The 25,536-nt window shown below is 73.6% G+C and carries 25 protein-coding genes; 18 read left to right on the top strand and 7 right to left on the bottom strand.

Going from position 1 to position 25,536, the window contains the following annotated elements:
- Positions 1-73: 73 nt before the first annotated feature.
- Genes ACBJ32_RS08345 through ACBJ32_RS08310 form a run of 8 tightly spaced genes read left to right on the top strand, consistent with a single transcriptional unit; the run spans position 74 to position 8,796 of the window.
- Positions 74-1,570 carry an ABC transporter substrate-binding protein gene (locus ACBJ32_RS08345; protein WP_375126223.1) on the top strand — a complete coding sequence of 499 codons (1,497 nt, stop codon included), beginning with the start codon at positions 74-76 and terminating at the stop codon, positions 1,568-1,570.
- Positions 1,567-2,505: an ABC transporter permease gene (locus ACBJ32_RS08340; RefSeq protein WP_375126222.1), complete on the top strand. Its 939-nt coding sequence runs from the start codon at positions 1,567-1,569 to the stop codon at positions 2,503-2,505. Before ACBJ32_RS08345 ends, ACBJ32_RS08340 begins: the two co-directional genes overlap by 4 nt.
- Positions 2,502-3,335 carry an ABC transporter permease gene (locus tag ACBJ32_RS08335; protein WP_375126221.1) on the top strand — a complete coding sequence of 278 codons (834 nt, stop codon included), beginning with the start codon at positions 2,502-2,504 and terminating at the stop codon, positions 3,333-3,335. Before ACBJ32_RS08340 ends, ACBJ32_RS08335 begins: the two co-directional genes overlap by 4 nt.
- Positions 3,322-4,236, top strand: a complete 915-nt coding sequence (locus ACBJ32_RS08330) for an ABC transporter ATP-binding protein (RefSeq protein ID WP_375126220.1) — start codon at positions 3,322-3,324, stop codon at positions 4,234-4,236. Before ACBJ32_RS08335 ends, ACBJ32_RS08330 begins: the two co-directional genes overlap by 14 nt.
- Complete coding sequence (locus ACBJ32_RS08325) at positions 4,205-5,005, top strand: ATP-binding cassette domain-containing protein (RefSeq protein ID WP_357882956.1); 801 nt, start codon at positions 4,205-4,207, stop codon at positions 5,003-5,005. The genes ACBJ32_RS08330 and ACBJ32_RS08325 overlap by 32 nt, the downstream gene beginning before the upstream one ends.
- Positions 5,002-6,180 carry a M20 family metallopeptidase gene (locus ACBJ32_RS08320; RefSeq protein WP_375126219.1) on the top strand — a complete coding sequence of 393 codons (1,179 nt, stop codon included), beginning with the start codon at positions 5,002-5,004 and terminating at the stop codon, positions 6,178-6,180. The genes ACBJ32_RS08325 and ACBJ32_RS08320 overlap by 4 nt, the downstream gene beginning before the upstream one ends.
- Positions 6,181-6,193: 13 nt before the next feature.
- Positions 6,194-7,378, top strand: coding sequence for a P1 family peptidase (locus tag ACBJ32_RS08315; RefSeq protein WP_375126218.1), 1,185 nt, complete (start codon positions 6,194-6,196; stop codon positions 7,376-7,378).
- A complete protein-coding gene (locus tag ACBJ32_RS08310; protein WP_375126217.1) occupies positions 7,375-8,796 on the top strand; it encodes an aldehyde dehydrogenase family protein in 1,422 nt (473 codons plus the stop codon). The genes ACBJ32_RS08315 and ACBJ32_RS08310 overlap by 4 nt, the downstream gene beginning before the upstream one ends.
- Before the next feature lie 190 nt (positions 8,797-8,986).
- Here ACBJ32_RS08310 and ACBJ32_RS08305 read toward each other — a convergent pair whose 3' ends face one another.
- From ACBJ32_RS08305 to ACBJ32_RS08295, 3 genes are all read right to left on the bottom strand, one after another.
- On the bottom strand, positions 8,987-9,574 hold the full coding sequence (locus ACBJ32_RS08305; protein WP_375126216.1) for a DUF4142 domain-containing protein: 588 nt from the start codon (positions 9,572-9,574) through the stop codon (positions 8,987-8,989).
- 58 nt (positions 9,575-9,632) lie between these two features.
- Entirely contained in the window at positions 9,633-10,394 is a 762-nt protein-coding gene (locus tag ACBJ32_RS08300) for an SDR family NAD(P)-dependent oxidoreductase (RefSeq protein WP_375126215.1), read from the bottom strand.
- 62 nt (positions 10,395-10,456) lie between these two features.
- Positions 10,457-11,002 (bottom strand): GNAT family N-acetyltransferase, encoded by a 546-nt coding sequence (locus tag ACBJ32_RS08295; protein WP_375126214.1) that lies wholly within the window; start codon positions 11,000-11,002, stop codon positions 10,457-10,459.
- Between the two features lie 159 nt (positions 11,003-11,161).
- Here ACBJ32_RS08295 and ACBJ32_RS08290 point away from each other — a divergent pair, with 159 nt between their 5' ends.
- Complete coding sequence (locus ACBJ32_RS08290) at positions 11,162-11,686, top strand: hypothetical protein (protein ID WP_375126213.1); 525 nt, start codon at positions 11,162-11,164, stop codon at positions 11,684-11,686.
- A 2-nt stretch (positions 11,687-11,688) separates the two neighbouring features.
- Here the strand turns inward: ACBJ32_RS08290 and ACBJ32_RS08285 are convergent, their stop codons facing one another.
- The gene (locus ACBJ32_RS08285; protein ID WP_357882932.1) at positions 11,689-11,880 is read right to left on the bottom strand and encodes a DUF1918 domain-containing protein; all 192 of its coding nucleotides are present in this window, start codon (positions 11,878-11,880) and stop codon (positions 11,689-11,691) included.
- A gap of 168 nt (positions 11,881-12,048) precedes the next feature.
- Complete coding sequence (locus ACBJ32_RS08280; RefSeq protein WP_357882929.1) at positions 12,049-12,702, bottom strand: helix-turn-helix domain-containing protein; 654 nt, start codon at positions 12,700-12,702, stop codon at positions 12,049-12,051.
- 59 nt (positions 12,703-12,761) lie between these two features.
- Here ACBJ32_RS08280 and ACBJ32_RS08275 point away from each other — a divergent pair, with 59 nt between their 5' ends.
- The 4 genes from ACBJ32_RS08275 to ACBJ32_RS08260 all read left to right on the top strand — a co-directional run bounded on the left by ACBJ32_RS08275 (position 12,762) and on the right by ACBJ32_RS08260 (position 18,978).
- On the top strand, positions 12,762-13,730 hold the full coding sequence (locus ACBJ32_RS08275) for an NAD(P)-dependent alcohol dehydrogenase (protein ID WP_375126212.1): 969 nt from the start codon (positions 12,762-12,764) through the stop codon (positions 13,728-13,730).
- 72 nt (positions 13,731-13,802) lie between these two features.
- Positions 13,803-14,309: an isoprenylcysteine carboxylmethyltransferase family protein gene (locus ACBJ32_RS08270; RefSeq protein ID WP_357882923.1), complete on the top strand. Its 507-nt coding sequence runs from the start codon at positions 13,803-13,805 to the stop codon at positions 14,307-14,309.
- A gap of 115 nt (positions 14,310-14,424) precedes the next feature.
- Positions 14,425-18,435 (top strand): hypothetical protein, encoded by a 4,011-nt coding sequence (locus ACBJ32_RS08265; RefSeq protein WP_375126211.1) that lies wholly within the window; start codon positions 14,425-14,427, stop codon positions 18,433-18,435.
- 87 nt (positions 18,436-18,522) lie between these two features.
- Positions 18,523-18,978, top strand: a complete 456-nt coding sequence (locus ACBJ32_RS08260; RefSeq protein WP_375126210.1) for a pyridoxamine 5'-phosphate oxidase family protein — start codon at positions 18,523-18,525, stop codon at positions 18,976-18,978.
- Here the strand turns inward: ACBJ32_RS08260 and ACBJ32_RS08255 are convergent.
- Positions 18,975-20,228, bottom strand: coding sequence for a methyltransferase domain-containing protein (locus ACBJ32_RS08255; protein ID WP_375126209.1), 1,254 nt, complete (start codon positions 20,226-20,228; stop codon positions 18,975-18,977). The two genes, ACBJ32_RS08260 and ACBJ32_RS08255, sit on opposite strands and share 4 nt — an antisense overlap.
- 139 nt (positions 20,229-20,367) lie before the next feature.
- On the opposite strand from ACBJ32_RS08255, the gene ACBJ32_RS08250 reads away from it, so the two are divergent.
- Entirely contained in the window at positions 20,368-20,655 is a 288-nt protein-coding gene (locus tag ACBJ32_RS08250) for an iron-sulfur cluster biosynthesis family protein (protein WP_357882911.1), read from the top strand.
- Between the two features lie 102 nt (positions 20,656-20,757).
- Here the strand turns inward: ACBJ32_RS08250 and ACBJ32_RS08245 are convergent, their stop codons facing one another.
- Positions 20,758-21,744: an acetylxylan esterase gene (locus ACBJ32_RS08245; protein ID WP_375126208.1), complete on the bottom strand. Its 987-nt coding sequence runs from the start codon at positions 21,742-21,744 to the stop codon at positions 20,758-20,760.
- Positions 21,745-21,857: 113 nt separating this feature from the next.
- On the opposite strand from ACBJ32_RS08245, the gene ACBJ32_RS08240 reads away from it, so the two are divergent.
- The 4 genes from ACBJ32_RS08240 to ACBJ32_RS08225 all read left to right on the top strand — a co-directional run bounded on the left by ACBJ32_RS08240 (position 21,858) and on the right by ACBJ32_RS08225 (position 25,481).
- Positions 21,858-22,133, top strand: a complete 276-nt coding sequence (locus tag ACBJ32_RS08240) for a hypothetical protein (RefSeq protein WP_375126207.1) — start codon at positions 21,858-21,860, stop codon at positions 22,131-22,133.
- Positions 22,134-22,514: 381 nt separating this feature from the next.
- Positions 22,515-23,729 carry an alpha/beta fold hydrolase gene (locus ACBJ32_RS08235; RefSeq protein WP_375126206.1) on the top strand — a complete coding sequence of 405 codons (1,215 nt, stop codon included), beginning with the start codon at positions 22,515-22,517 and terminating at the stop codon, positions 23,727-23,729.
- Between the two features lie 163 nt (positions 23,730-23,892).
- A complete protein-coding gene (locus ACBJ32_RS08230; protein ID WP_357882902.1) occupies positions 23,893-24,435 on the top strand; it encodes a DUF4142 domain-containing protein in 543 nt (180 codons plus the stop codon).
- A 137-nt stretch (positions 24,436-24,572) separates the two neighbouring features.
- Entirely contained in the window at positions 24,573-25,481 is a 909-nt protein-coding gene (locus tag ACBJ32_RS08225; protein WP_375126205.1) for a DUF2382 domain-containing protein, read from the top strand.
- Positions 25,482-25,536 lie beyond the last annotated feature (55 nt).

The following is a 25,536-nucleotide window of genomic DNA, read 5'->3' as shown; positions in this document are numbered from 1 at the left end:
CCGAGCCGTCACCGGCTGGCAATGTGCGTAGCCTACTGGTCCGACCAGTACACTAGCCAGGAGGCTGTAGGACATGAGGCGAATCGGGATCTGGATCGCCGCCGGCGGTCTCCTGCTGGCCACGGCAGCCTGCGGAGGCGGTGGCGACGGCAACGGCGGGGCCGCGGGCCCGGCCAAGACCCGGACGCTGTCGGTCGGCGCGGTGGCCGAGCCCGCCAACCTCGACTTCACCTCCACCGAGGGCGCCGCCATCCCGCAGGCCCTGCTCGTCAACGTCTACGAGGGCCTGGTCAAGCTCGACCAGAACGGCGAGATCGTGCCGCTGCTCGCCGAGAAGTGGGACGTCTCCGGCGACCGGAAGACCTACACCTTCACGCTGCGCCGGAACGTGAAGTTCAGCAGCGGCGCGCCGTTCACGGCCGACGACGTGGTCTTCTCCCTCGACCGGGTGCGGACCGACTGGAAGCTCAAGATCAAGGCGCAGCTCGACGTCGTCGACAAGGTCGAGAAGAAGGACGACTCCACCGCCGTCGTCACGCTCAAGCGGCCCAGCAACGGCTTCCTGTACGCGATGACCAGCAGGCTCGGCGCCATGTTCAGCCGCACCGGCGTGGCCGACCTGGCCAACAAGCCCGTCGGCACCGGCCCGTACGTGCTGGGCTCCTGGCGGCGCGGCGACTCCCTCCGCCTGGACACCAACCCCTCCTACTGGGGCGCCAAGCCGGCGCTGTCGTCGGTCACGCTGAAGTACTTCAAGGACGCCACGGCGATGAACAACGCGCTGCTGACCGGCGGCATCGACGTCATCTCCAGCGTGCAGGCGCCCGAGTCGCTGCAGCAGTTCGCCGACCCCAACCGGTTCGAGACCATCGAGGGCACCACCAACGGCGAGGTCGTGCTGTCGATGAACAACGGGCGCCCGCCGTTCGACGACAAGAAGGTCAGGCAGGCCGTGCGGCACGCCATCGACCACAAGGCGCTGCTCGACACCGCCTGGGCCGGGCGCGGGCAGCTCATCGGCTCGATGGTGCCGCCCACCGACCCCTGGTACGAGGACCGCACCGGCGACTACCCGTACGACCCGGCCAAGGCCAAGGAACTGCTGGGCGGGAAGACGTACAACGTCAAGATGCGCATCCCCAACCTGCCGTACGCGGTCAACAGCGCCCAGGTCGTCAAGTCGCAGCTCGCCCAGGTGGGCATCAACGCCGAGATCGAGCCGCTGGAGTTCCCCGCGCGCTGGCTGGACCAGGTGTTCACCAAGGGCGACTACGACCTGTCCATCATCAACCACGTCGAGCCCCGCGACATGGGCATATTCGCCGATAAGTCGTACTACTTCCGGTACGACAATCCCGAGTTCGGCGAGCTGCTCGCCTCCGCCGACGCGGGCACCGAGCAGGAGCAGGCCGGCGACCTCAAGCAGGCCGCCAAGCTGCTGTCGCAGGACGCCGCGGCCGACTGGCTCTTCCTGTTCCCCAACCTGATCGTGGCGAAGAAGGGCGTCACCGGGCTGCCGAAGAACGCCATCGCGGAGTCCTTCGACTTCACCGGACTCGCCAAGCAGTGATCCTGTACCTCGTCAAGCGGCTGGCGGTGCTGCTCGCGAGCACCGTCGTGGCCGCCGTGGCGGTGTTCGCCTTCATGGCGCTGCTGCCCGGCGACCCGGCCGAGATCGCGCTCGGCGTCAACGCCACCCCCGAGGCGGTGGCCGAGCTGCGCCGCCAGTTCGGCACCGACCGGCCGCCCGGCGTGCAGTTCCTCGACTGGTTCGGCGGGCTGGCGCAGGGCGACTTCGGCACCTCGTACGTGACCAGCGCCCCCATCGGCCCGCAGATCTCCGACCGGCTCGGCGTCACGGCCGTGCTCGTGCTCGGCGGCATGGCCGTGGCCCTGGTGCTGGCCGTGCCGCTGGGCACGTTCGCCGCCGTGCACCACCGCGATCCCCTGGGCGCGGCGATCAGCGCGGTCAGCCAGCTCGGCATCGCGGTCCCCGCGTTCCTGGCCGGGATCCTGCTGGTGTTCGTGTTCGCGGTGCAGGCCCAGGTGCTGCCGTCCGGCGGCTACGTGCCCATCGCCGACGACCCGGGGGAGTGGCTGCGCAGCCTGCTGCTGCCGTGGCTGTCGCTCGGCCTGGTGCAGGGCGCCGTGCTCACCCGCTACGTGCGCAGCGCCGTGCTCGACGTCATGCGCGAGGACTACCTGCGCACCGCCCGCGCCAAGGGCCGCGGCAGCACCGGCGCGCTGTGGCGGCACGGGCTGCGCAACGCCTCCGTCCCCGTCGTCACCGTGCTCGGCCTGCAACTGGCCACGCTGCTCATCGGCGCGGTCGTGGTCGAGCGGGTCTTCGTCATCCCCGGGCTCGGCGACCTGCTGCTCAACGGCGTCGCCGGGCGTGACCTGCTGCTCGTCCAAGGCGTGGTGATGGTGCTGGTGGCCGCCGTGCTGCTGATCAACTTCGTGGTCGACGTGACCTACCACCTGCTCGACCCGAGGCTGCGATGAGAGGCAGGCCGAACCTCGCGCTGCTGGCCGGCGGCGCCCTCGTCGGGCTCGTCGCCCTCGCCGCCGTCGTCTCGTTCTTCTGGACGCCGCACGACCCCACGCTCGTGGACGCCGCCCGCAAGCTGCGCGAGCCCGGCGACGGCTACCTGCTCGGCGCCGACAAGTTCGGCCGCGACACCTTCAGCCAGCTCATGGTCGGCGCCCGCACCACCCTCTACGTCGGCGTCGTCGCGGTCGGCATCGCCGCCGTCATCGGCACCCCGCTCGGCGTGGTCGCCGGGATGACGCCGCGCGGCTGGCTGTCGGAGCTGATCATGCGGGTCAACGACCTCGTGTTCGCCTTCCCCGCGCTGCTGCTGGCCGTCATGCTCGGCGCGGTGTACGGGCCCGGCACGCTCACCGCGATGATCGCCATCGGGGTGGCCACCGTGCCCGCGTTCGCCCGCGTGGCCCGCGCCGCCACGCTCCAGGTCATGGTGACCGACTACATCCTGGCCGCCAGGGCCGCCGGGCGGCGCCGGCCCGCCATCGCCGTACGGCACGTGCTGCCGAACATCGGCTCCGTGCTGATCGTGCAGGCGTCGGTGTCGTTCGCGATCGCCATCCTGGCCGAGGCGGCGCTGTCGTTCCTCGGCTTCGGCACCCGCCCGCCGATCCCGTCGTGGGGGCGCATGCTGCAGGAGTCGCAGGAACTGCTCTTCTCCACCCCCCGCCTGGCGCTGTGGCCGGGGATCGCGATCGCCGTGGCCGTGCTCGGCTTCAACCTCCTCGGCGACGGCCTGCGCGACCACCTCGACCCCAGGCTCAGGAGGATCCGTGCTGAAGGTTGAGAGCCTCGGGGTGCGCGCGGACACCGTCGAACTGGTCCGCGACGTGTCGTTCACCATCGAGCCCGGCGAGCGGGTCGGGCTGATCGGCGAGTCCGGCTCCGGCAAGTCGCTCACCGCGCTGTCGCTCATGGGCCTGCTCCCCGAGGGCGTCACCGCGACCGGCCGGGCCAGGCTGGGCGACCGCGACCTCGTCGGCGTGCCCGAGAGCCGGCTCAAGAGCCTGCGTGGCCGCGAGCTGTCCATGGTCTTCCAGGAGCCGATGACCGCGCTCAACCCGCTCATGCGGATCGGCGCCCAGGTCGCAGAGGTCATGACCCTGCACGGCCGCTCCCGCCAGGAGGCCCGCGAGCGGTCGATCGAGCTGCTGGAGCGCGTACGGCTGCCCGAGCCCGGCCAGATCGCCCGCGCGTACCCGCACCAGCTCTCCGGCGGCCAGCGCCAGCGCGTCATGCTCGCCATCGCCCTGGCCAACGGCCCCGAGCTGCTCATCTGCGACGAGCCCACCACCGCGCTCGACGTCACCGTGCAGAAGCAGATGCTCGACCTGATCGCCGAGGTCGCGCCCGCGCTGCTGTTCATCACCCACGACCTGGCCGTGGTCGCCTCCATGTGCGAGCGGGTCCTGGTCATGTACGGCGGCCGCGTCGTCGAGTCGGGCCCGCTCCGCGAGGTCTTCACCCGGCCCCGCCACCGCTACACGCAGGGCCTGCTGGCCGCCTCCAGGCTCACCCCGCGCGGCACCCGCCTGCCCACCATCGCCGGCAGCGTGCCACCGGCGGGCCGCTTCCCCGGCGGCTGCGTCTTCCGCAACCGCTGCCCGCACGCCACCCCCACCTGCGAGACGACTCCGGCGCTGACAGGAGACGGCCATGCCTACGCATGCTGGCACCCCGCTGATTGAGGCGAGCGGGCTGAACCGGGTCTACCGCCGCCCCCGCACCTCGCTCACCAGGCCGGGAGCCGCCGTGCACGCCCTGCGCGACGTCTCCCTGACCGTGCGGCGCGGCGAGCGCTACGGCATCGTCGGCGAGTCCGGCTCCGGCAAGTCCACCCTGCTGCGCCTGCTCTGCGCCCTCGACCAGCCGACCAGCGGCACCATCCGCTTCGACGGCCAGGAGATCACCGGCAGGCCGGAGCGCCGGCTGCGCTTCCTGCGCGAGAACCTCCAGATCGTCTTCCAGGACCCGATGAGCTCGCTCGACCCGCGCATGCGGGTGCGCGACCTCGTCGCCGAGCCGCTAGCCGCCCTCGGCCTGCCCGCCGGCGACCGGGTGGCGGAGCTGCTCGACGCGGTCGGGCTGCCCGCCACGGCCGCCGACCGGTTCCCGCACCAGTTCTCCGGCGGGCAGCGGCAGCGCATCGCCATCGCCCGCGCGCTCGCGCCGCGGCCGAAGGTGCTGGTCGCCGACGAGCCCGTCAGCGCTCTGGACGTCTCCGTGCGAGGGCAGATACTCAACCTGCTGGCCGACCTCGTGGACGAGCTGGGGCTCACGCTCGTGTTCGTCTCGCACGACCTGTCCGTGGTGCGGCACGTGTGCGAGACGGTCGCGGTGATGAGCCAGGGCGAGATCGTGGAGACCGGGCCCGTGGACGACGTCTGGGCCGCGCCCGCCCACCCGTACACGCAGGCGCTGCTGGCGGCCGTACCGACACTGGAGGGACTGCTGTGATCGAAGTCGACGCCGATGGAGTGGTGGAGTTCACGCAGGCGCTGGTCCGCATCCCCAGCACCAACGACCCGGCGCGCGGCCGCTGCGAGCGGCCCGCGGCCGAGCTCGTCGAGGCGCGGATGCGGGAGTGGGGCTGGGACCCCGTCGTGTACGAGGCCGCGCCCGGCCGGCCGAACGTGGTCGCCGTCGTCGAGGGCGGCGGCGGGCCGGGGCCGACGCTCATGTTCGAGGGCCACACGGACGTCGTCACCGAGGGCGACCTGTCCTCGTGGACCGTGGACCCGTTCGGCGGGGAGATCCGCGACGGCAAGCTGTGGGGGCGGGGCAGCGCCGACATGAAGTCCGGCCTGGCCGCCACCCTCTACGCCACCCGCGCCCTGCAGCTCGCGGGAACGTTCCCGGGCCGCGTCAAGGTGTGCGCGCTGGCCGACGAGGAGGGCCTGATGCTCGGCGCGCACCACTTCGTCTCCTCCGGGCTCGCCTCGGACGTGGACGGGGCGATCGTCGCCGAGCCCGAGGCGGGCGAGATCTGCGCCGTGGCCAAGGGCGCGCTGCGGCTGCGCGTGGACCTCACCGGCAGGATGGCCCACGGCGCGATGCCCCAGCACGGCCGCAACCCCATCGCCGCCGCCGGCACCCTGCTGACCGGGCTGCGGTCGCTGCAGGAGGAGCTGCAGCGGCGCCATCCGGCGCACGAGCACCTCGGCGAGGTGTACGTGACGCCGACCGTGCTGCGGGCCGGCTCCGAGGAGCAGGTCAACGTGATCCCGGCCGTCGCCTCCGTCTTCGTGGACGTGCGCACCGTGCCGGGCGCCGACCACAAGGAGATCGCCGACCGGGTGGCCGCGCTGGCCCGCGCCGAGGGGATCTCGGTGGAGGTGTCGGTGCTGGTGGACCGGCCGCCGGTGGACGTGCCGCGCTCGGACCCGGTCGTCGCCGCGCTGGCCGCCGCCCATCGCGCCGTGACGGGCGAGGAGCCGGTGTACGGCGGGGTGCCGGGCACGACGGACGGGACCGTGCTCACCCACTGGGGCGGGGTGCCGTCGGTGGTGTACGGGCCGGGCGGGAAGTGGATCGCGCACCAGGCCGACGAGTTCGTGGAGGTGGCGGAGATCGTGCGGTGCACGCGGGTGTTCGCGGAGGCCGCCAGGCGCTTCCTGAACGGGGACTACTGATGCGGCGGGGCTCGTGACGCGAAGGGACCTTCCCGTGCGGGCCGGGGCGACGAACTCGCTGGTGGACGTGGCGGGGCTGCGGGTGGGGCACGCCCGGCTCGTCGGGGGCGGCTTCCGCACCGGGACCACCGTCGTCCTCGCGCCCGCCGGCGGCGCGGTGGCGGGGGTGGACGTGCGGGGCGCCGCACCCGGGACGCGGGAGACGGAGCTGCTGGATCCGCGGAACCTGGTGGAGCGGGTGCACGCCGTGGTGCTGTCGGGCGGGAGCGCGTTCGGGCTGGGGGCCGCCTGCGGGGTGATGTCGCGGCTGGCGGACGCGGGCGTGGGGTTCCCGGTGGAGGGCGGCGTGGTGCCGATCGTCCCGGCGGCGGTCATCTTCGACCTGGGCCGCGGCGGCGCCTTCCGCGCCGTCCCGGACGCCGCCCTGGGCGCCGCCGCCTACGACGCCGCCACCTCCGGCGGCCCGGCCCCCGGCCCGCACACCGCCGCTTCTCCCGCCCTCCCCGAAGGAACCTCAGCCTCCGACGGCGAGGCAGCCGCGGGCGGTGGTGCCTCCGCTTCTCTCCCCCTTCTCACCGAAGGGACCACGGCCCCGGACGGCGGCGTCGGGTGTCACGCGGGACCGGCGAGAGGGTCGGTCGGGGCCGGGACCGGAGCCATGGCGGGCGGGCTGGCCGGCGGGACGGGCACCGCGAGCGCCGTGCTCCCCGACGGCACCACCGTGGCCGCCCTCGCCGTGGTGAACGCCGTCGGATCCGTCCTCGACCACCGCGACGCCACCCTCGCGGGCGCCAGATACGGCCTGCCGGGCGAGTTCGACCACCTCGTCCCCCCGGCCCCGGAGGAGGCCGGCGCCTGGAGCCCCGCCGGCACGCCCTCCTTCAACACCACGATCGGCGTCGTGGCCACCGATCGCACCCTCACCAAGGCCCAGTGCGGCAAGCTGGCCGCGGTCGCCCACGACGGCCTGGCCAGGGCCATCAGGCCGGCCCACACCATGACCGACGGCGACACCGTCTTCGGCCTGGCCACCTGCGCCCGTCCCGCCCCCGGCCACGACGAGCTGCAGGACATCCTCGCCGCCGCGGCGGACGCGTTCAGCCGTGCCGTGGCGCACGCCGTCCTGGCCGCCACCGGGCGCCCGGGCGCACCGGCCTACCTCGACGTCTTCCCGAGCGCACTGCGGAGCCGACCATGACCTTCGACCAGAGCTGGCCCACCGGCCTGCCCATCGGCGCCGGCTGGGTGGAGAGCGCCGGTACCACCGACGTGATCTTCCCCTACGACGGCTCCACGGTGGCCGCCGCCCCGCTCGGGACGGCCGCGCACGCCGCCAGGGCCGTGGACGAGGCGCTCGCCGCGGCCCCCGCCGTGGCCGCGCTGCCCTCGCACGCCCGCCGCGCCGCCCTCATGGGCGCCCACGACGCCCTGCGCGACAAGCGGGAGGAGTTCGAGCGGCTGCTCGTGCTCGAGACCGGCAAGCCGCTGGTGGACTGCCGGGTCGAGGTGGCCAGGACGCTCCTGACGCTCGCCACCGCCGCCGAGGAGGTCGCCCGGCTGCACGGCGAGACCGTGCCGCTCGACCTGCTGCCGTCCGGCGAGGGCCTGATCGGGTTCTGGACGCGCCGGCCGATCGGCGTCGTCGTCGGCATCACCGGCTTCAACTATCCGCTCCTCCTCGCCGCCCACAAGATCGCCCCGGCGGTGGCGGCCGGTTGCCCGGTGATCGTCAAGCCGGCGCCCGCGACCCCGCTGGCCACGCTCTGGCTCGTCCACCTGCTCAGGGACGCGCTGCCCCCCGCCGCCGTGCAGGTCGTCACCGGCGGCGTCGAGGTCGGCCGCACGCTGGTGGAGGACCGGCGGATCGGCGCGGTGTCGTTCACCGGCTCCGCCGCCGCCGGCCACGCCATCGCGCGGGCCGCCGCCCCGACGAAGGTGCTGCTGGAGCTGGGCTCGAACGCGGCCCTCGTGGTGGCGGCCGACGCCGACCTCGAGGCCGCCGCCGACGCGGTGGTGCGCGGCGGCTACTACGCCTCCGGCCAGGCGTGCATCTCCGTGCAGCGGGTGCTGGTCGAGGAGCCCGCGGCGGCGGAGTTCCTGCCGCTGCTGGCCGAGCGGGTCAAGGACGTCGCCGTCGGCGATCCCCGGCTGCCGGGGACGCGGGTCGCCCCGCTGATCGACCAGGCCGCCGCGGACCGCGTGCTGGAGTGGATCGCCGCCTCCGGGGCCGACGTGGTCACGGGCGGGCACCGCGACGGGCGCGCCATCGCGCCGACGGTGCTGGCCGGCGTGCCGGACGGGGCCGCCGCCTGGGACGAGGAGATCTTCGGGCCGGTCGTGTGCGTGCGCCAGGTGCCCGGCCTCGACGCCGCCTTCGCCGCGGTCAACAGGTCCAGGTACGGCCTGCACGCGGCGGTGTTCACGCGCTCGCTGGCCACGGCGTTCGCGGCGATCGAGCGGATCGAGGCGGGTGGGGTGGTGGTCAACGACGTGCCGGGGTTCAGGGCCGACAACATGCCGTACGGAGGGGTGAAGGACTCGGGGGCGGGACGGGAGGGGCCGCGGTTCGCGATCGAGGAGCTGACCGTCACCAGGATGGCGATCATCCGCCCGTGATGCCCGAAGCCTGTGACGCCCGAAGCCCGTGATGCCCGAAGCCTGTGACGCCCGAAGCCTGTGACGCTCGAAGCCCGTGACGCCCGGTGCCCGGAGCCCGGGCCGCCCGGGTCGGGGAGACCTCTCTCGGCGGCACCGGGTCCGGGCACGGCTGCCGACCGGCTGGACCGGTCAGATCAGGGGACGTGGGCTACATCTCGGCACGAACCATGCGGAGATGGTGGCGGATCACCGGGGCGCTGTCGCGCGCCAGGTCCTCCACCCACTGGGAGTGCCCGCGCCGCAGCTCCCGCTGCCCCAGCCAGAGCGCACGCTCGTGCGCGTCCTCCTGGAGCCGCAGCCAGGCGCGGTCGAAGCGGTGACCGGACCTGGAGAGCACCGCACGAAGGTCGCGGCGCTGCTCGGCAGTGGGGGAACTCGGGATACGGACGTCGAGCCGGTCGGCGACCCCGCGCAGGCGTGCGTCCAGCCTGCGGTGGTCGCGGATCAGCCGCCAGGCGATGCCGCGGACGTCCCGGTCACGGGACTTGCGCAACGCGGCCTTGCCCGCCTCGATCTCGGCGAGGTGGCCGCGGTGCGCCGCCCTCAGGTACGCGATGTCCTGGGGCGAGGCGTGCAGCGCCGCGCTCGACGCGCTGACGTCGGCGACGGTACGCCCGGCCGTCCGGGAGACGTCCTGGGCTGCCGCCTGGGCCTGGGCCTGGGCGGCGGTCGGGGTCATGGTCAGTGCCAGCACGGCCGCGAGGCCCGCGGGTGCTAACTTCCGTGCTGTTCTCATGGGTCCCTCCTTTCCTGGGACCCGTGCCCGCTGCCCTATTCGGACGGAAGTATTCGGCTCAATTCGGCGGATCGAATCGGCCGTCCACGGCGGTCCAGCCGCCGTCCACGTACAACACGGAGCCGGTCACGAAGCTCGCCGCGTCGCCTGCCAGGTAGACCACCGCCCCGGCCAGCTCGTCCGCCGTGGCCCACCGGCCGAGGGCGCTCTTGGCGGCGTAGGCGGCGTACCAGCCGGGATTTTCCGTGATCTGCTTGGTCAGAGGCGTCTCCACCACGCCGGGCGCGATGGCGTTCACCCGCACCCCCTGCGGGCCGAACTCGGCGGCGGCCGTGCGCAGGAGCTGCACCAGCCCGGCCTTCGTGGCCGAGTACACGCCCTGCCCCGGCTCGGTGACCGAGGCCCTGATGGAGGCGAACCCGATGATCGAGCCGCGGCCCCGCTCGACCATGCCCGCGCCGAACGCGCGTACCACGTCGAAGGAGGCCCGCAGGTTCAGCCCCACCACCCGGTCGAACTCCTCGCCGGAGTAGTCGAGCAGCCGCTTGCGCACGTTCGTGGCCGCGGTGAACACCAGCACGTCGGCCGGCTCGTCCGCGGCCAGCGCGCGCACCGCCCCCGTGTCCAGCACGTCGACCAGCCGGGCGTCGCCGCCGCAGCCCGCGGCGGTCTCCCGGGCGGCGGGCAGGTCGCGGTCGGCGCACACCACCGAGGCGCCGTGCGCGGCCAGCGCCAGTGCGGCCTCCCTGCCGATCCCGCTTCCTGCGCCGATCACCACGGCCCGCCGCCCGTCCAGGCGGAACAGCGCGTCATATCCCATACGACGCACCCTAGCCACTGGTCCGACCAGTGCACCAGGCTGTGCTCGACCGGCGAGCCGGCTCAGCGCCGGCGGGCGGCCTCCCAGTCGGCGCGCAGCAGCTCGTACTCGACCTCGCCATGCTCGGAGCCCTCGATGGGCTCCGGCCAGTCCGGGTGGAAGGTGCGCACGAACCGCAGCCCGCACTTCTCCATCACCCGCCGCGAGCCGAGGTTCACCGCCATCGTCTGGGCGAACACCCGCCGGGCGCCCAGCTCGGCGAACGCCTTGTCGATCAGCGCGAGGGAGCCCTCGGTGGCGTACCCCCGGCCCCAGGCCGCCTTGTGCAGCCGGTATCCCAGCTCGGGCTCCTCCTCGGGCCCGCCCTCGGCCGGGCGCAGGTGGAACCAGCCGAGGAACTCGCCCGACCGCCGCTCAACGGCGGCGAAGAAGCCGCCGTTGACGAGCCTGGGCACGGTCCTGTCCAGGATCTCCTGGCGCGGGGTGGGCTTGCCGCCGTTGAGGTACCGCATCACCTCGGGGTCGTTGTGCAGGTGGAACAGGTCGTCCGCGTCGGACTCGGCGAAGCGGCGCAGGGTCAGCCGCTCGGTCTCCAGGTAGGTGTGCACCGGGGCACCCTAGTGGGTGGCGCCGGGCCCCTTCGACCGGTTTTTCGCCCGCGTGCCCGGCCGGCCCCCGCATGCTGGTCGACGCGATCAAGGCCGCCCGTGTCGCCGGATCCGTGGAACGGGTTGCCGAAGTTTTGTAAGGCGGCTTACGATTCTGCCATGATCAACACGGATCCGGCCGCCTACGAAGCACTGCGTGACCGCTACGGCGCCCCCGTCGGCGTGGAGGAGGCGCGCGCCCAGTGGGGCTCGCTCGTCAGGGCCGCCAGGAGCGGCACCACCACGCTGATCACCCGCGAGCGCTACGAGTGGGCCGCGCTGATCCCCCTGTCGGAGGTGTACGGCCTGCTCAGCGGCCTGCCGGTGGTCTCGCTCTCGACGGCCCGCGCCAGGCTCGGCGACCTCGTACGCCAGACCGCCGGCCCGTACGACGAGGGGCCCGTGCTGCTGACCCGCCACCGCACCTCGGTCGCCGCCCTGATCGCGGCCCCGCGCCTGCTGGACCGGCCCGGCGCCCGGCGCGGGCCCGACGCGGACGAGCTGCTGGCCCGGGGGCACACGATCACGCTGGCCCGCGGCCCGGTGGACGGGATCACCGCCATCGCCCGCGACCGGGACGGCAAGGAGATCGCGGCCGGCTCAGGCCGGGACGCCGCCGCGGCCCTGCGGTCGCTGGCGCACTGAACCTACTCCGGTTCGGCCGGCTCCACGAAGGAGTCGGGCCCGGGGTAGACGAGCTGCTCGTGGCCGTCGTCGTAGCGCACGAGGTACGGGGGAGTGCCGTCAGGGCCCCGTACCTCGACGATCTCGGCCTTCCTGTCTCCCTGGCCGACCACGTGACCGTGGATGATCAGCAGGTCACCGGCGTTCGCGTGCATGTGGATTCCTCTCAGGCTGGGCTCTGGCAACCGCGAGGTTCCCTCCCACCTTGCACCAGACCGGCCGCTCCGGGAAGCGCGGCGGATCGGCCTGCCGGCGGCGCTGATGGCGGCGTCGCCCGGAAGGGGGAGCGCCCCCGAGAGCCGCGTCGATCCGCGCCCGCGCGGTCAGCGGGCGGCCGGGGCGTGCAGGTGGCCGAGGGTGAGGGGCGGCGGTGGCGGCAGCGGCTCGGCGTGCTCGGCGCGGAACGACTGCAGCAGGTACGCCACCAGCCGACGTGACGCCGCCGCCGCGGTCTGCGCCGTGCCGGTGGCGGCGCCGCAGTTGGCCTTGAGCAGCAGTGTCAGATCGGCCAGGTCGAAGTCGGCACGCAGCCGCCCGGCGGCCTTGGCCCGCCGGACCACCTCGGCGAAGCCCCGCTCGGCCCGCGCCCGCGTCCGCTCGTAGTCGATCGCGTCGGGGAACGCCGTCAGGAACGCGTCGGTGAACCCCCGGTCGGCGACCTGCATCGCGCACACCTTCTCGATCGCCGCGCAGAACCCCCGCCACGGGTCCGGATCGGCCAGCGCCTCGTCCACGACCGACGCGCACGCCGCCAGCTCGTCGCCGAACACCTCCGTGATCAGCGACTCCCGGGAGGGGAAGCGCCGGTAGAGCGTGGCCACGCCCACCCCGGCGCGCCGCGCGATGGCGGCCATCGGCACGTCCAGCCCGCGCGTGGCGAACGCCTCGCGGGCGGCGTCCAGGATGCGCGCGCGGTTGTGCCGCGCGTCGGCGCGCATCGCCTCGGCGGGCTCCATCTGAGAGGGATGAGCAGGCATGTTTCTCACATTAACCTAAGTGGACGGCATCCTCCGTTTAGCGCGCTAGCTTCACTCGCATGGAGACGAACGAGATGCGCGCGGCCCTGTTCGACCGGTACGGCCCCCCGGAGGTCCTGTACGTGGGCACGGTGCCCAGGCCGGTCCCCGCCCCCGGTGAGGTGCTGGTGCGCGTGCACGCCGCCAGCGTCAACGGCGGCGAGCTGCACGGCCGGGCCGGCAAGGTGCGGCCGGTGACGGGGCTGATGCAGCGCGGCTGGCCCAAGCGCATGGGCCTGGACTTCACCGGCGAGGTCGCCGCCCTCGGCCAGGGGACGGCGGGCCCGCGGGTCGGCGACCGCGTGTGGGGCGTGCTGGGCCGCACGTTCGGCAGCAACGCCGAGTACCTGACGGTCAGGCCCCGCCACCTGTCCCTGGCCCCGGCGGGGCTCGACCTGGTGGAGGCCGCCGCGCTGCCCGTGGGCACGACGGCGATCACGGCGCTGCGCGACAAGGCGCGGCTCCGGCCCGGCGAGCGGCTGCTGGTACGCGGCGGCAGCGGCGGCGTGGGCGTCGTGGCGGTGCAGCTGGGCAAGGCCCTCGGCGCCCACGTCACCGCGCTCGCCGGCGCGCGCAACCTCGACCTGGTACGCGACCTCGGCGCCGACGAGGCCCACGACTACGCCACCACCTCCCCGGCGGACCTCGGGACCTTCGACGTGGTGATGGACACCGTCGGCACCGATCACCCCGCCTACCGCCGCCTGCTGACGCGGTCCGGCCGCATGGTGGCGATCGCCTTCGACACCACCAGGGTCGCCGCGTCCCTGGCGTACATCGCCGCCTCCGCCGTCCACGGCGGGCGACGCGTGCGGGCCTTCAGCGGCAACCCCTCCCACCGGCTCTTCGCCGACCTTGCCCGGTACGTCGAGAGCGGCGCCGTCCGCCCGGTCGTGGACACGGTGTTCCCCCTGGACGACGTCGCCAAGGCGCACCGGGCGCTGGAGGCGGGCGGCGTCCGGGGCAAGGTCGTCATCCGGATCGCCTGAAATGCCAACAGGCGTTGACACGGCCGCGTTGCGCCTCCTAAACTCATCACACAATGAATTAGGAGCGATGCCATGCGCAGAACGCCCGCAGCCGCCGTCAGCGCCACCTTCTTCGCCGCCGGTCCAGGAGTCGTCGCCGTGCTCGTCCCGTACTGGATCGGCGGATGGCGCTCGCGCGCCCCCTTCCCGGATCCGGTCATGATCCCGCTCAGGGCGCTCGGCGCGCTCCTGGTGCTCGCGGGGCTGGCCGTGGTGGTCAACGCCTTCGTCAGGTTCGTGGTCGAGGGGTTCGGCACGCCGATCCCGGTCGCGCCGCCCGACCGGCTGGTGGTCGGCGGTTTCTACCGGTACGTCCGCAACCCCATGTACGTCGCGATCTTCGCGGCCGTCATCGGCCAGGCCATGCTCTTCGGGGATGCCTGGCTGCTGGTCTACGCCGCCGTCCTGGCGATCCCGGTCTACTCCTTCGTGCACTGGTACGAGGAGCCGCACCTGCGCAGGAAGTTCGGCGCCGACTACGAGGCCTATCGCGCCCACGTGCCGGGGTGGTGGCCGCGGCTGCGCCCGTACCGTCCTTGACAGAAAATTGGGGCCCCATGTCGGATCCTGTTTGACGCCCAGTGAGGAAATATGGTCGTCTCGTGACCTATGTTTCTGATGGGATGAAATAGACAGGTCCGGGGGAGAACGTTTCATGCCGCACGCCCTCATGCGCGTGCTCACTTCGACGGCCATCGCCGGCACGGTCCTCGCCGGCGTGCCGTCCGCAGCCGGGGCCCAGGCCCAGCCCGTTCATCCGCGCGTACAGGTGCGGCCCGTGCCCGCGGTGCAGGAGCCGCCGGCCGCCACCGTCACCGTGCCGCAGCGCGCCTCGCTGGCCCTCCGGCCCGCGGGGAACGAGCGGGTCGGGCCGGAGGCGCCCGAGGTCACCACGCCCGCGGGCCCGGAGCTGAGCGACGAGATCACCTCCGCGGCCACCGCCGTCCAGCAGGCGCAGGGGTTCGGCAGGCAGGCGCCCGACGTGCGGGACGTGCTGCCGGACACGTCGCAGGCCGAGCCCCTCAACCTGAGCAAGCCGCTCGCCGCGATCGCCAGGACGTTCGAGGGGCTCGGCAAGGCCGTGCCGGGGCTGACGTACCGGCTCTGCGTCGAGAGCGACGCCGTGCCGGTCGCCTGCTCGATCCGGCAGCCGGTCGGCGTGCCGGTGGCCGCCGACGTGACCGGCGACGCCAGGCCCGACCTGGCCGCCGACCTGGTACCCGCCGCCGACCCCGGTGCAGGTTCGGCCGGGATCACGTTCGCGGTCAAGCGGCTGTCCAGGCAGAGCGTCAAGGCGCAGGTCTGGGCCGAGTACGACGACAAGGTCTCGGTCGGCTTCGACGGCCTGCGCCGCGGCTCGTCGCTGTCGGCCGCCGACCGGGGCACGTTCACCGTCGACCTGGCGGGCAAGCGGATCAAGGCCGTCGTCGAGCGCAAGGAGCCGGGGCAGAGCGCCGCCGTCGTGGCCGGGCTGACCGGGCGCAGCGCCGTGAGCCTGCGCCAGACGCCGGCCACGAGCGAGCTCGCCGTCAGCGCCGCGCTCGACACCCCCACCCTGAACGTCAGCGCCTCCGCCCCCGCCGAGGTGGAGGCGGTGGCCGTGACGGGCCGCCGGTTCACCCGGGCCGTGCTCGACCGCATGCCCACCCGCGCCGAGGTGCGGCTGTCGGGCGGCGAGGTGCGCTTCTCCGGGCCGTCCTCCGTCGCCCGCGCCCAGGTGCTCGACCTCTCCTACCGCGACGGCAGCCTGTCGAGGGTGACCGAGGTCGCGCTCCGGCGCCTCCCGCCGTCCTTCACCGCGAGATACGGCACCGCGAACGGCAAGCAGACCCTCTCCGTCGCCACCGGCTCGGGCCGGGCGGGCGAGGCGAGCCTGCGCTACTTCGACCGGGCCGCGGCCAAGACCGTGCTCAAGGCCGAGCTCAGCGCGCTGCCCGCCAGGGTACGCCTGGTCAACGACCTGGCCGCGCACCGCGTCACGCACTCGACCAGCTCGCCCATCGGCAGGTTCGCCGTCGTCCTGCAACGCGACGGGGGCGCCGTCTCCACCCCGCGCGGCGGCCACGTCACCATGATCAAGGACGGCGCCGCCGTGGGGGTCTCCGCGCTGCTGACGGGGCTGTCCGGGTTCGACGTCACCTACGGGGCCGCGCCGCGCGTCCACCTCGCCGTCGGCGCCGGCGGCCGCTCGTTCGTGGGCGCGGCCAGCATCGACCGCACCCACGTGGCCCGCATGGAGATCTCCAACACGCCCGCCACCGTGGACGTCACGCTCGACCCCGCCGCGCGGAAGGCCGTCTACCAGGCCAGCGGCGTGATCGAGAAACTGCGGGCCGCCTACACCAACCTCAGGTCGGGCCCCACCGTGGACGGCACCGTGCTCGGCGTGCACGACGACGTGAAGGCGTCGTGGGAGCTGGGCGAGCGCTCGACGGTCAAGGTCGCCACGTCCTCCGCGCTCGAGGAGGTGCGGATTTATGCCAATACAGCGCACGTCACCCGGGCGACCGGCGAGGACCTGCGCGCCACCGTCAAGGGCGTGCGCAAGCGGGCCGAGCTCGTCGCCGACACCGGGGCCAGGACCCTGAGCTGGGTCTCCGACGGGCCGGTCGAGCGGGTGTCCGCGCTGGCCAGAGCCAAGCTCGGCGACCGGTACGCCAGAGCCGCCGCCGAGGTCACCGGCGTGCCCGCGAAGTTCGACGCCTCGTGGAACGCGGCCTCGTACCGCTTCCGCGGCCTGTCGGGCCCCGTGCGGACGGCCGCGCTGGCCTTCACCAACCACGACGGCGCCAAGGCCCCCTCAGGGCCGCACCTGGCGGCCCACTACGACCAGGCCACCGGCGACCTGGACGCCAGCGTGCTGGTCAACCGGCTCTCGCACGTCGAGTTCACCCCTGCCGCGCAGGGCTTCACCGCCGACTTCCGCTCGGCCACGCAGACCCTCGCCGTGGACGCCGACGTCCGGCAGGGCGACACCCGCTTCGGGATCGCCGGCACGGTCGGGCCCGTGCCGGGACGGCTGGCCGTCACCTCGGCCGGCGGCAAGCTCACCTACTCCGGCTCGCGCCTGGACGTGCGCGCCCGCGCCTGGCTCGGCACGGCAGCCGCGCTGGACCGCATGCGGGCCGCGCCCGCGATCGCCGGCGGCGTGTCGCTGGTGGACGGCGGGTGCGCGGCCGGCACGCCGGGCTGCGTGTCCGGCCCCTTCTGCGTGCCGCAGCGCGGCTGCTTCGGCCTGCAGGGATACCTGGACGTGACGGGCCTGCCCGACCAGGTGACGGTGGACCTGACCGGCAAGACGTTCGCGTTCTCCGGGTTCCGCCCGAAACGCCGCAGCCTCGGCGTGTACCTGGCCAGCAGCGTCCTGTCGCCCGTGCCGATCAAGGCCAGGGCCACGCTGACCGGCCTGCCCTCCAAGATCACCAGCATGTCGGTGGGGCCCTTCGGGGTGGGGCAGGGGAACGCGGTGCAGGCCTCGTACCGGATCGAGCCGGCCGCCACGCTGGGCGCGCTCGACGTGCGGGCCGAGGCAGGCGGGCTGCGCGGGCACGTCGCGATCGACCCGGTGCCCGCGGCGGTGACCGTCCAGGGCACGTACGGGGCCAGGACGCGCATCCGCGTGAACAACTCCGCGGCCGTCAAGCACCTCACCGCCAAGGTCACGCTCCCCGGCAAGGGCACCGGCGAGCTGCGCTTCTCCGACGTGCCCGCCGTCTTCGGCGTGGACGCCGACGCCTCGGCCGCCGGGCTGAGCGTGCCGGCCGTCACCTACAAGGCGCCCGGCGGCGCCAGCACCCTCGACGGGCACCTCGGCGTGGAGGGCGGCCTGGTGGACCCGTCGGGGCGGCTCGGGGACGTGTCGGTGACGGTCAGGGACCTGGCCGCCGACACCACGATCCGGTTCAACCCCGACCAGTCGCTCGACCTGGTCTCGCGGCCGGTGCCCACCGGCCGCATCGCCCTGCGCGCCGGGCTCAGGGTGGACCCCGTGGCCGCCCAGAAGATGGCGGTGAGCAAGGAGGTCCCGTACACGACCGGCTTCCTCGCCTACCACGTCGGCGGGCAGTTCGGGCTCGGGCAGAGCTCGATCGAGCAGCTCTCCCTGTCCATCGCCCGCATGTCGTGGTTGCGGATCCGGCCCGGCAAGGTCCCGTTCGGCATGAAGGCGCCCCCGGCGCTCGGCTACGTCGCGCCCGGCTTCGAGGGGAACTACGGCACCGTGAAGGTCGCCGCCAAGGGCGTGAACCTGCGGCCCGACGTCAGGCTCGACGTCAGGCTGAGCAGGGAGATCGGCGAGGACGTCTTCCGCGAATCGGTCAGGATCGGCCCCACCACCTCCCTCGCCCTGCGCCGCTACGACCAGCGGATGCGCCGGATCGGAGCCAAGCAGGAGATCAGGGCGGCCGGGATCAGCCTGGCCTGCGTCACGGTGGACGCCAAACCCGGCTTCGCCGCCGGCGCCGAGCGCGGCACCATCACGCTGCGCGGCGCCGACGGGCCGCAGATGCTCTCCCTGCTGGACCCCGGCGGGCAGGTGCCGGACTACGCGGTGGACCTGCTGACGCACTTCATGAGCCCGTTCCCCGGGGCGGAGTGGAAGGTGGCCGGCGCCAAGGCGGGCTCCTGCGCGGCCGGCGGCGGCCCGCCGCGCCCGGACGACCGGTAGTCCGGAACCGCGTGTCACATGCGTCCCCTGATCACCCTCGATAATGACGAGGGCGACGAGCCGTGTGACCTTCGAAAGCGAGGCCCGATGTCCCAGCCCACCCCGCGCACCGCCGAGCAGCGCAAGCAGGACACCCTGCACCGCCTGGAGCACGACGTGGACGCCTGGGTGGCCACCGCGGGGGCCGACGGGGTGCCGTACATGGTGCCGCTGTCGTTCCTGTGGGACGGTGCCGCGCTGGTCATCTCCACGGCCAGCGCCAGCCCCACCGCCCGCAACCTGCTGGCCGGCGGCCGGACGCGGGTGGCGATCGGGCTGGTGCGCGACGTCGTGCTCATCGAGGGCACGGCCAGGGCCACGCCCGCGACCGAGATCTCCGACGAGCTCGGTGACGCGTTCGCGGAGAAGGCGGGCTTCGACCCGCGCAAGGAGGCGGACGGCTACCACTACTTCCACATCACGCCGCGGCGGCTGCAGGCCTGGCGCGAGTCGAACGAGCTCGCCGGGCGCGACCTCATCCGCGACGGAGCCTGGACCGTCTAGCCGAAGCCCACCACCAGGGTGGTGTGCCGCTTGCCGATGACGACCGTGCCGCTGGTGACCGCGCCGCTGGTGACCGCGCCGCGCTCGGGCTCGCCGGCGGGCGTCGCGTCGCGGCCGCCCTGGCCGCCCGCCGTGCCGCCGGTGGCCGGGCCGCCCGCCTTCCGGCGGGAGGCCGGGTCGCCGGGGTAGGCCTCGATGCGCAGGGCGCTCGCCTCGGGGCGGCCGGCCGCGTCCCAGGCTCTGACGTGCGCGGCCAGCTCCGCCGCCAGCCTGGCCCCGCCCGCGCCGTGGCCGCGCGCGACCAGCGAGCCCTGCGCGGCGAGCACCGCGATGCCGTCGGGCTGCACGATGCCGGGGGTGAGGCCGGGACCGCCGCCGAGGTCGCCGCTCACGACGCACCAGCGCGGCTCGTGCAGCGCCAGCCACAGCGCCACCCCCATGGCGACGGTGAACGGCGGCGCCGCCTCCTCGCGCCGCACCGTGATCTCGGTGGGCGCCGCGTCCAGCGCCGCGGGCACGTCGCCGACCTCGCGCGCCTCGGGCAGCATCAGCAGCAGCTCGGGATCCCGGCGCAGCACCTCGAGCGTCTCGGTCCCCGTCAGCGATCCGCGCATCCGCATGAACCCGCACGGCGCCACCGACCGGCTCACCCACCGCTCGCCGTCGCGCTCCATGGCCGCCGACACCTGCACACCCCGCAGGTCGAGCGGTGCCACCAGCCGCCCGCCGGGCCCGAGCTGCGCCAGCCAGGCGGGCGCCAGGTCCCACACGCCGACCGTGGCGATCAGCCGGTCGTACGGGGCCAGGGCGGGATGGCCGCCGGCCCCGTCGCGGCACAGCACCTCGACCCCCGTCACCCCGGCCGCGGCCAGATGCCGCCTGGCCTGCTCCACGGTGTCCTCGTCGATGTCCAGGGCCACCACGCGCCCGCCGGGCCCCGCCAGGTGGGCCAGGAGCGCCGCGTTGTAGCCGGTGCCCGCGCCGATCTCCAGCACCCGGTGCCCCGGCTCCACGCCGAGCTGGCCGAGCATGGTCGCCATGATGGCCGGCTGCGAGGACGAGCTGATCGGCCGGCCCTCGGCGTCGCGCTTGGTCACGATGGGCTCGTCGCGGTAGGCCGCCTCCGGCTCGACGCCGGGCACGAAGAGGTGGCGAGGCACCGCGAGCATGGCCTCGGCCACGGGCTCGCTGACGTCCTGGGCCGTCCTGAGGTGCGCCACCAGGGCCTGCCTCTGCGCCGCGAACTCCATGGGTCCATTGTTCCCGCAGGCGGAGGCCGGAGACGGCCGGCCGGGAATTCTTGGTAAAGAAAACGCCAAGGAGGGTTGAGGCCGAAAGCGGAGGGAAGGGCAGCCAACTCCTGAACGTCGACCGTGAGGAGGAGCCGTAGTGCTCACCCTGACAGCCAACGCAGCCCAGGCCATTCGCGACCTGACCGCGAATGCGCCCGAGCCGACTCAGAGCGGGATTCGCATCTCGTCTCAGGGAGAGGGCGCCAGCTCGCTCACCCTCACCCTGGCCACCGCCCCCGAACCGGCGGACGCGGTGGTCGAGAACGAGGGGGCGAGGGTCTACCTCGACCCGGTGGCTGCGACTGTGCTGGACGACAAGTCCCTGGACGCCGGAGCCGATGACCAGGGGAGCGTGTCGTTCCTGGTCACCGAGCAGACCGTTTGACGCACGCCGCCGCGCCGGAGCCGATGGGCACTCCGGCGCGGCGGCCCGCTCCCAGCCCTCGCCCTGTCGCGGGCTGGGCTCTTCCTCAGCCGTCAGCCCTTCCTAGCGTTGGCCCTCGCCGAGGAGCTTGTGCAGGTAACGCACCTGCTCCTCCGACTGGTAGCCGCCACCGCCCTCGTGGTTGTTCCACGGCCAGACGGTGATCTCCTTCGGGCCCTGCCAGTGGTTGTAGGCGGCGAACACCGTGGACGGCGGGCAGACGTCGTCCATCAGCGCCACCGAGTAGAGCGCTGGCACCGTGGCGCGGGCCGCGAAGTTCAGCCCGTCGAAGTAGGCCAGCGTGCGGAACACCTGCTCGGCGGCGTCCCGCCGGGTGGCCAGGAACCTGACCAGCTCCTGGTACGGATCCCGCCCGGTGATCTCCACGGCCCGCCGGAAGTGCGACAGGAACGGCACGTCGATCAGCGCCGCCCGCACGCCCGGGTGCAGCGCCGCCGCGGCCTGGGCGATGGCGCCGCCCTGGCTGCCGCCCGCGACCACGACGCGCTCCGCGTCCACGGCCGGATGCGCCGCCGCCGCGTCCACCGCGCGGACGGCGTCGGTGAACACGCGCCGGTAGTAGTAGTCGGCGGGGTCGAGGATGCCCCTGGTCATCATGCCCGGCGCCTGCGGTCCCGAGCTGCCGTGCGGGTCGCCGGTGGTGCCGGGGCTGCCGACGTTCGCGCCGCCGTGGCCGCGCGTCTCCATCACGAACACCGCGTACCCCGCGGCGGGCCACAGCAGGTGGTCCTTGGGGAACCCGCGCCCGCCGCTGTAGCCGATGTAGTGCACCACGCACGGGACCGGCCCGTCGACGCCGCGCGGCAGCAGGAACCAGCCGTTGATCCGGTGCCCGCCCCACCCGGCGAACGACACGTCGAACACGTCCACGCCCGCCAGCGGCAGGTCGTAGGGGACGTACTCGGCCGCGAGGTCGAACTCCCCGGCCTCGGCCAGGGTGGCGGACCAGAACGCGTCGAAGTCGGAGGGCTCGTCACGGTCGGGGCGGTACTCGCGGAGTTGATCGAGCGGCAGGTCGAACAGTGGCACAGTGGTACTCCAGCCTGTAGAAAGGTTGCTGATATTTCACCTCATGTCGGCGGAAAGCGCTATCCCGGCCCCGGCTTAAGCTTGAAGCGTGAAATCTGGGTAGACGTTGACGCGTGAGCGAGCATGTCATCGAGGTCCCCCACTCGCACCTGTATCCCGGCCTGATCCTCGACGCCCCCGCCGGCGCGCACGACTTCCTCGTGCTGTTCGGCGACGACTCCGAGTCGCGGGCGCAACTGCTGCGCGACGACACGGGACGGCCGGTGCTCAGGATGGGCGGCTACATGACGGCCAGGGGCACGGTCATCGACGAGCGCGTGTGGACCGTGCGCGAGTCCGTACGGCGGGGCGATCGCATCCGGTTGCGCCTGGGTCGGTCACTTCCCTGACTTGGGAGGGAAGTGTGCACTAACGTCCCTTTCGTGGCTTCCAACGCCAAGCCTCCCTCCGGCCGCCGCCCCTCACCCGCCCGGGCCCCTTCGGACCGGGCCCCATCGGACCGGGCGCCCGCCGCTGCGCCCCCGACCGCCGGGGCGTCGCGCGCCCGGACGGCCTCGTCCGGCGGGACATCGTCCTCCGCGGAACCTTCCGCCCGCACCCCCGCCGAGCGCCCGCCCGGGCAGGCGGCCGGTCCCAGGGTCGAGGGCGGGGGCGAGCGCGGGACCGGACCCAGGGTTGAGCACGGGACTGCGCGCGGGGCCGAGCGCAGGGCCGGGCGTGGGATCGGGCGTGGGATCGGGCGTAGGGTTCGGCGGCTGGCCGGGCGGGTGGTGGCGGGCGGGCTGGTGGTGGCGCTGTCGCCGGTCGCGGGGCTGGCCGCGCTGGCGGGGGTGGCGCTGGTGGGCGCCGGTCCCGAGGTGTTCGCCGTGGTGGGGCTGGCGGTGTTCGCGTCGGTGCTCTTCCTTGGGCTGCTGCTGTGCGTGCCCAGGCCGCAGGTGGCGTGGGGGCGCTGGTCGCGGGCGGCGGTGGTGCTCGGGGTGGAGGCGGCGGTGGTGTGGCAGGTCTCCGCCGTCACGCTGAGCCCTCTCCCCGTGCCGCCCGCCCCGGCCGCGGTGGCGGGGCAGCGCGAGTGGCGGCTGCCCACGGGGTCGCGGCTGGCGTACGTGCGGATCGTGCCCGAGCGGGTCACCCGGCCCGAGCCGGTGGTCTTCCTGCACGGCGGCCCGGGCGTGGGGGACCTGGAGGGGGACTCGGCGTTCTACGGGCGGCTCGCGTCCGCGGGCTTCCGGGTGTTCGTGTACGACCAGCTCGGCGCCGGGCGCTCGGCCCGGTTGGCCGACCCCCAGGGGTACGGCCTGGCGCGGGACGTGGCCGACCTGGAGGCGATCCGCCGGACCGTACGCGCCGAGCGCCTCAACCTCGTCGCCCGCGACCACGGGGCCCAGCTCGCCGCCGCGTACCTGGCGGCGCATCCCGGCCGGGTGGCCAGAGCGGTCCTGTACTCGCCGACCGGCCTCGCCCCCGCACGCGCCTCGTCCCGTCTCGCCACCTCGGCCGTCCCCCTGGGGCCCGCCGCGCTGCCGCACCCCCGCACGCTGGCGGTCTCGGCGCTGCTGCGGGTGGATCCGGCCACCGCCCGTACCTTCGCCGGCGACCGCGAACTGGACGCCCACCTCGCGCTTCTCCTCCGCCGCCAGGCCGCACCTGCGTGTCCCGCCTCCCCGCCCGGCCCCGGCTACGGGGGGTACGTCGCCCTGGCCGGGCGCGTCACGCCCGCCTCGCTCAGGAACGACCTGGTGCGGATCACCGTGCCCGTGCTGATCGTCAAGGGCGCCTGTGACGCCGAGCCCTGGTCGGACGCCATCGCCTACCGCCGCGCGCTCCCGAACGCCGGCCTCGCCTACGTCGGCGACGGCGCCCCTCCCGGCCGCACCGACGCCTACCTCGCGGTGCTGCGCACGTTCCTCACGGGCGGCGAGCCGAACGCCTACGCGGCCGACGACCCGCCGCCCGGCTACCGCGGCCCCGTAACCGCGACCCCATGACGGCGGTCTCCTGGCGCGGTCCCGTATCTGCGGTCCCGTATCGGCGGTCCTGGAACGGCGGGCCGGTCCTCTGACGCGCCTGAGCAGGGCGAATGCCAGGTCATCGGCTCCATGATGGTTACTCTCTGTATCGGAGTCGTATCACCTTGTCCTAGGAATCCTCATGCGCACGAGTCTGACCCTGCCGCTGGCCGCCGCGACGCTGGCCGTTCTCACCGGTTGCGCCGCCGACGTGGCGCCGAACACCGCGGCGGTGCCCGCGCGGACCGACACCCAGCCGTCCGAGCAGGACAAGACCTGGATGCGGACCATCCACCAGGGCAACCTGTCCGAGGTGCAGGCGGGCCGGCTGGCGATGGGCAAGGGCACCACCAAGCAGGTCAAGGCCGTCGGCAAGATGCTCGTCCAGGACCACACCAAGCTGGGGTCCAAGGTCACCCAGGCGGCCACGCAGCTCGGCATCGAGCTGCCCACCTCCCCGTCCAAGGCGCAGCGGGCCGAGGTGGTGCGGCTGCGCCACTCCACGGGGCAGGACTTCGACCAGGACTTCCTGTCCGGCATGATCAAGGCGCACAAGGAGGCGCTGGCGGCCACCAGGACCGAGGTCTCCAAGGGCTCCAACCAGACGGTGAAGGCGCTGGCCGGCACGGCTCAGCAGTCCTTGCAGCAACATCTGGACGCCCTGGAGAAAGCTCAGGAGAGCTGATCCGCCGGCCAGGCAGATCCCCAGCCGTTTCCAGGAAATAGAGCGAAACGTTCCCTACCCGTGTGTGGTTATGTGGCGATTTAGGGTATTTGTCCCTTTTGAACCAGGACGGACACATCGGGGGGATCGTCGTGGCTATGCAAACAGAGATCCGCCACCTACTCGAATGCCATGTGGTGGGGTCGGACGGACAGTCGATCGGGAAGGTGGGCCAGATCTACCTCAACGATCGCTCGGGCGAGCCGGAGTGGGTGACCGTACGCACGGGGTTCTTCGGGATGAAGCAGACCTTCGTCCCGCTGGCCAACTCCCGCCGCTCGGGCGACGAGATCCGGGTCCCCTTCGACAAGGAGATGATCAAGGGCGCGCCGAACATCGACGTGGACGACCGCCTGTCCCTGAAGGAGGAGGCCGACCTCTACCGCTACTACGGCATGCAGCCGACCGACATCCCGCGCCAGCGCGCCGGCGAGGCCCGTACGCGGGGCCCGGTCACGGGTGAGCGGGAGGGCCTGATCGGCGAGCCCACCGGCCTGGCCGGCGAGCGCACCGGCATGGCCGGTGAGCGGGCCGGGCTGACCGGCGAACGTGCCGGCATGGCCGGCGGGATGGGCGGCGTCACCGACGAGCGCGACATCGAGATGACCCGGTCGGAGGAGCAGCTGCACGTCGGCAAGGAGAGCAGGGAGACGGGCCGCGTACGCCTGCACAAGTACGTCGAGACCGAGGACGTCCAGCAGACGATCCCGCTCTCGCACGAGGAGGTCGTGGTCGAGCGCGAGCCCATCCGCGACGGCCAGACCACCGGCACGCACGAGATCCAGGCCGAGGACCGCGAGATGATCCTGCACGAGGAGCGCGCCGTCGTCGGCAAGGAGACCAAGCCGGTCGAGCGCATCCACGTGCGCAAGCAGGACGTCCAGCACGAGGAGATCGTCGAGGGCAAGATCCGCAAGGAGCGGGTGGAGATCGACGAGGAGGACATGAACAGGGACGACAAGGACATGCCCTACGGCCGTCGCGGCGACATGCCGCCGGGGCGGTAAGGGTTCGCAGGAGTCACGCGGGGGCACCGGATCGGGCCCCCGCGGGCGTATTCGA

The organism is Nonomuraea sp. GTA35 (assembly GCF_041950525.1).
GTDB lineage: Bacteria > Actinomycetota > Actinomycetes > Streptosporangiales > Streptosporangiaceae > Nonomuraea.
This window is presented reverse-complemented; position numbering and strand designations above follow the sequence as displayed.

Coding starts and splice junctions, on each gene's coding strand:
- ACBJ32_RS08345 (WP_375126223.1), top strand. CDS start 74: ATGAGGCGAATCGGGATCTGGATCGCCGCCGGCGGTCTCCTGCTGGCC.
- ACBJ32_RS08335 (WP_375126221.1), top strand. CDS start 2,502: ATGAGAGGCAGGCCGAACCTCGCGCTGCTGGCCGGCGGCGCCCTCGTC.
- ACBJ32_RS08325 (WP_357882956.1), top strand. CDS start 4,205: ATGCCTACGCATGCTGGCACCCCGCTGATTGAGGCGAGCGGGCTGAAC.
- ACBJ32_RS08310 (WP_375126217.1), top strand. CDS start 7,375: ATGACCTTCGACCAGAGCTGGCCCACCGGCCTGCCCATCGGCGCCGGC.
- ACBJ32_RS08305 (WP_375126216.1), bottom strand. CDS start 9,574: ATGAGAACAGCACGGAAGTTAGCACCCGCGGGCCTCGCGGCCGTGCTG.
- ACBJ32_RS08300 (WP_375126215.1), bottom strand. CDS start 10,394: ATGGGATATGACGCGCTGTTCCGCCTGGACGGGCGGCGGGCCGTGGTG.
- ACBJ32_RS08290 (WP_375126213.1), top strand. CDS start 11,162: ATGATCAACACGGATCCGGCCGCCTACGAAGCACTGCGTGACCGCTAC.
- ACBJ32_RS08285 (WP_357882932.1), bottom strand. CDS start 11,880: ATGCACGCGAACGCCGGTGACCTGCTGATCATCCACGGTCACGTGGTC.
- ACBJ32_RS08280 (WP_357882929.1), bottom strand. CDS start 12,702: ATGCCTGCTCATCCCTCTCAGATGGAGCCCGCCGAGGCGATGCGCGCC.
- ACBJ32_RS08275 (WP_375126212.1), top strand. CDS start 12,762: ATGGAGACGAACGAGATGCGCGCGGCCCTGTTCGACCGGTACGGCCCC.
- ACBJ32_RS08270 (WP_357882923.1), top strand. CDS start 13,803: ATGCGCAGAACGCCCGCAGCCGCCGTCAGCGCCACCTTCTTCGCCGCC.
- ACBJ32_RS08265 (WP_375126211.1), top strand. CDS start 14,425: ATGCCGCACGCCCTCATGCGCGTGCTCACTTCGACGGCCATCGCCGGC.
- ACBJ32_RS08260 (WP_375126210.1), top strand. CDS start 18,523: ATGTCCCAGCCCACCCCGCGCACCGCCGAGCAGCGCAAGCAGGACACC.
- ACBJ32_RS08255 (WP_375126209.1), bottom strand. CDS start 20,228: ATGGAGTTCGCGGCGCAGAGGCAGGCCCTGGTGGCGCACCTCAGGACG.
- ACBJ32_RS08230 (WP_357882902.1), top strand. CDS start 23,893: ATGCGCACGAGTCTGACCCTGCCGCTGGCCGCCGCGACGCTGGCCGTT.
- ACBJ32_RS08225 (WP_375126205.1), top strand. CDS start 24,573: ATGCAAACAGAGATCCGCCACCTACTCGAATGCCATGTGGTGGGGTCG.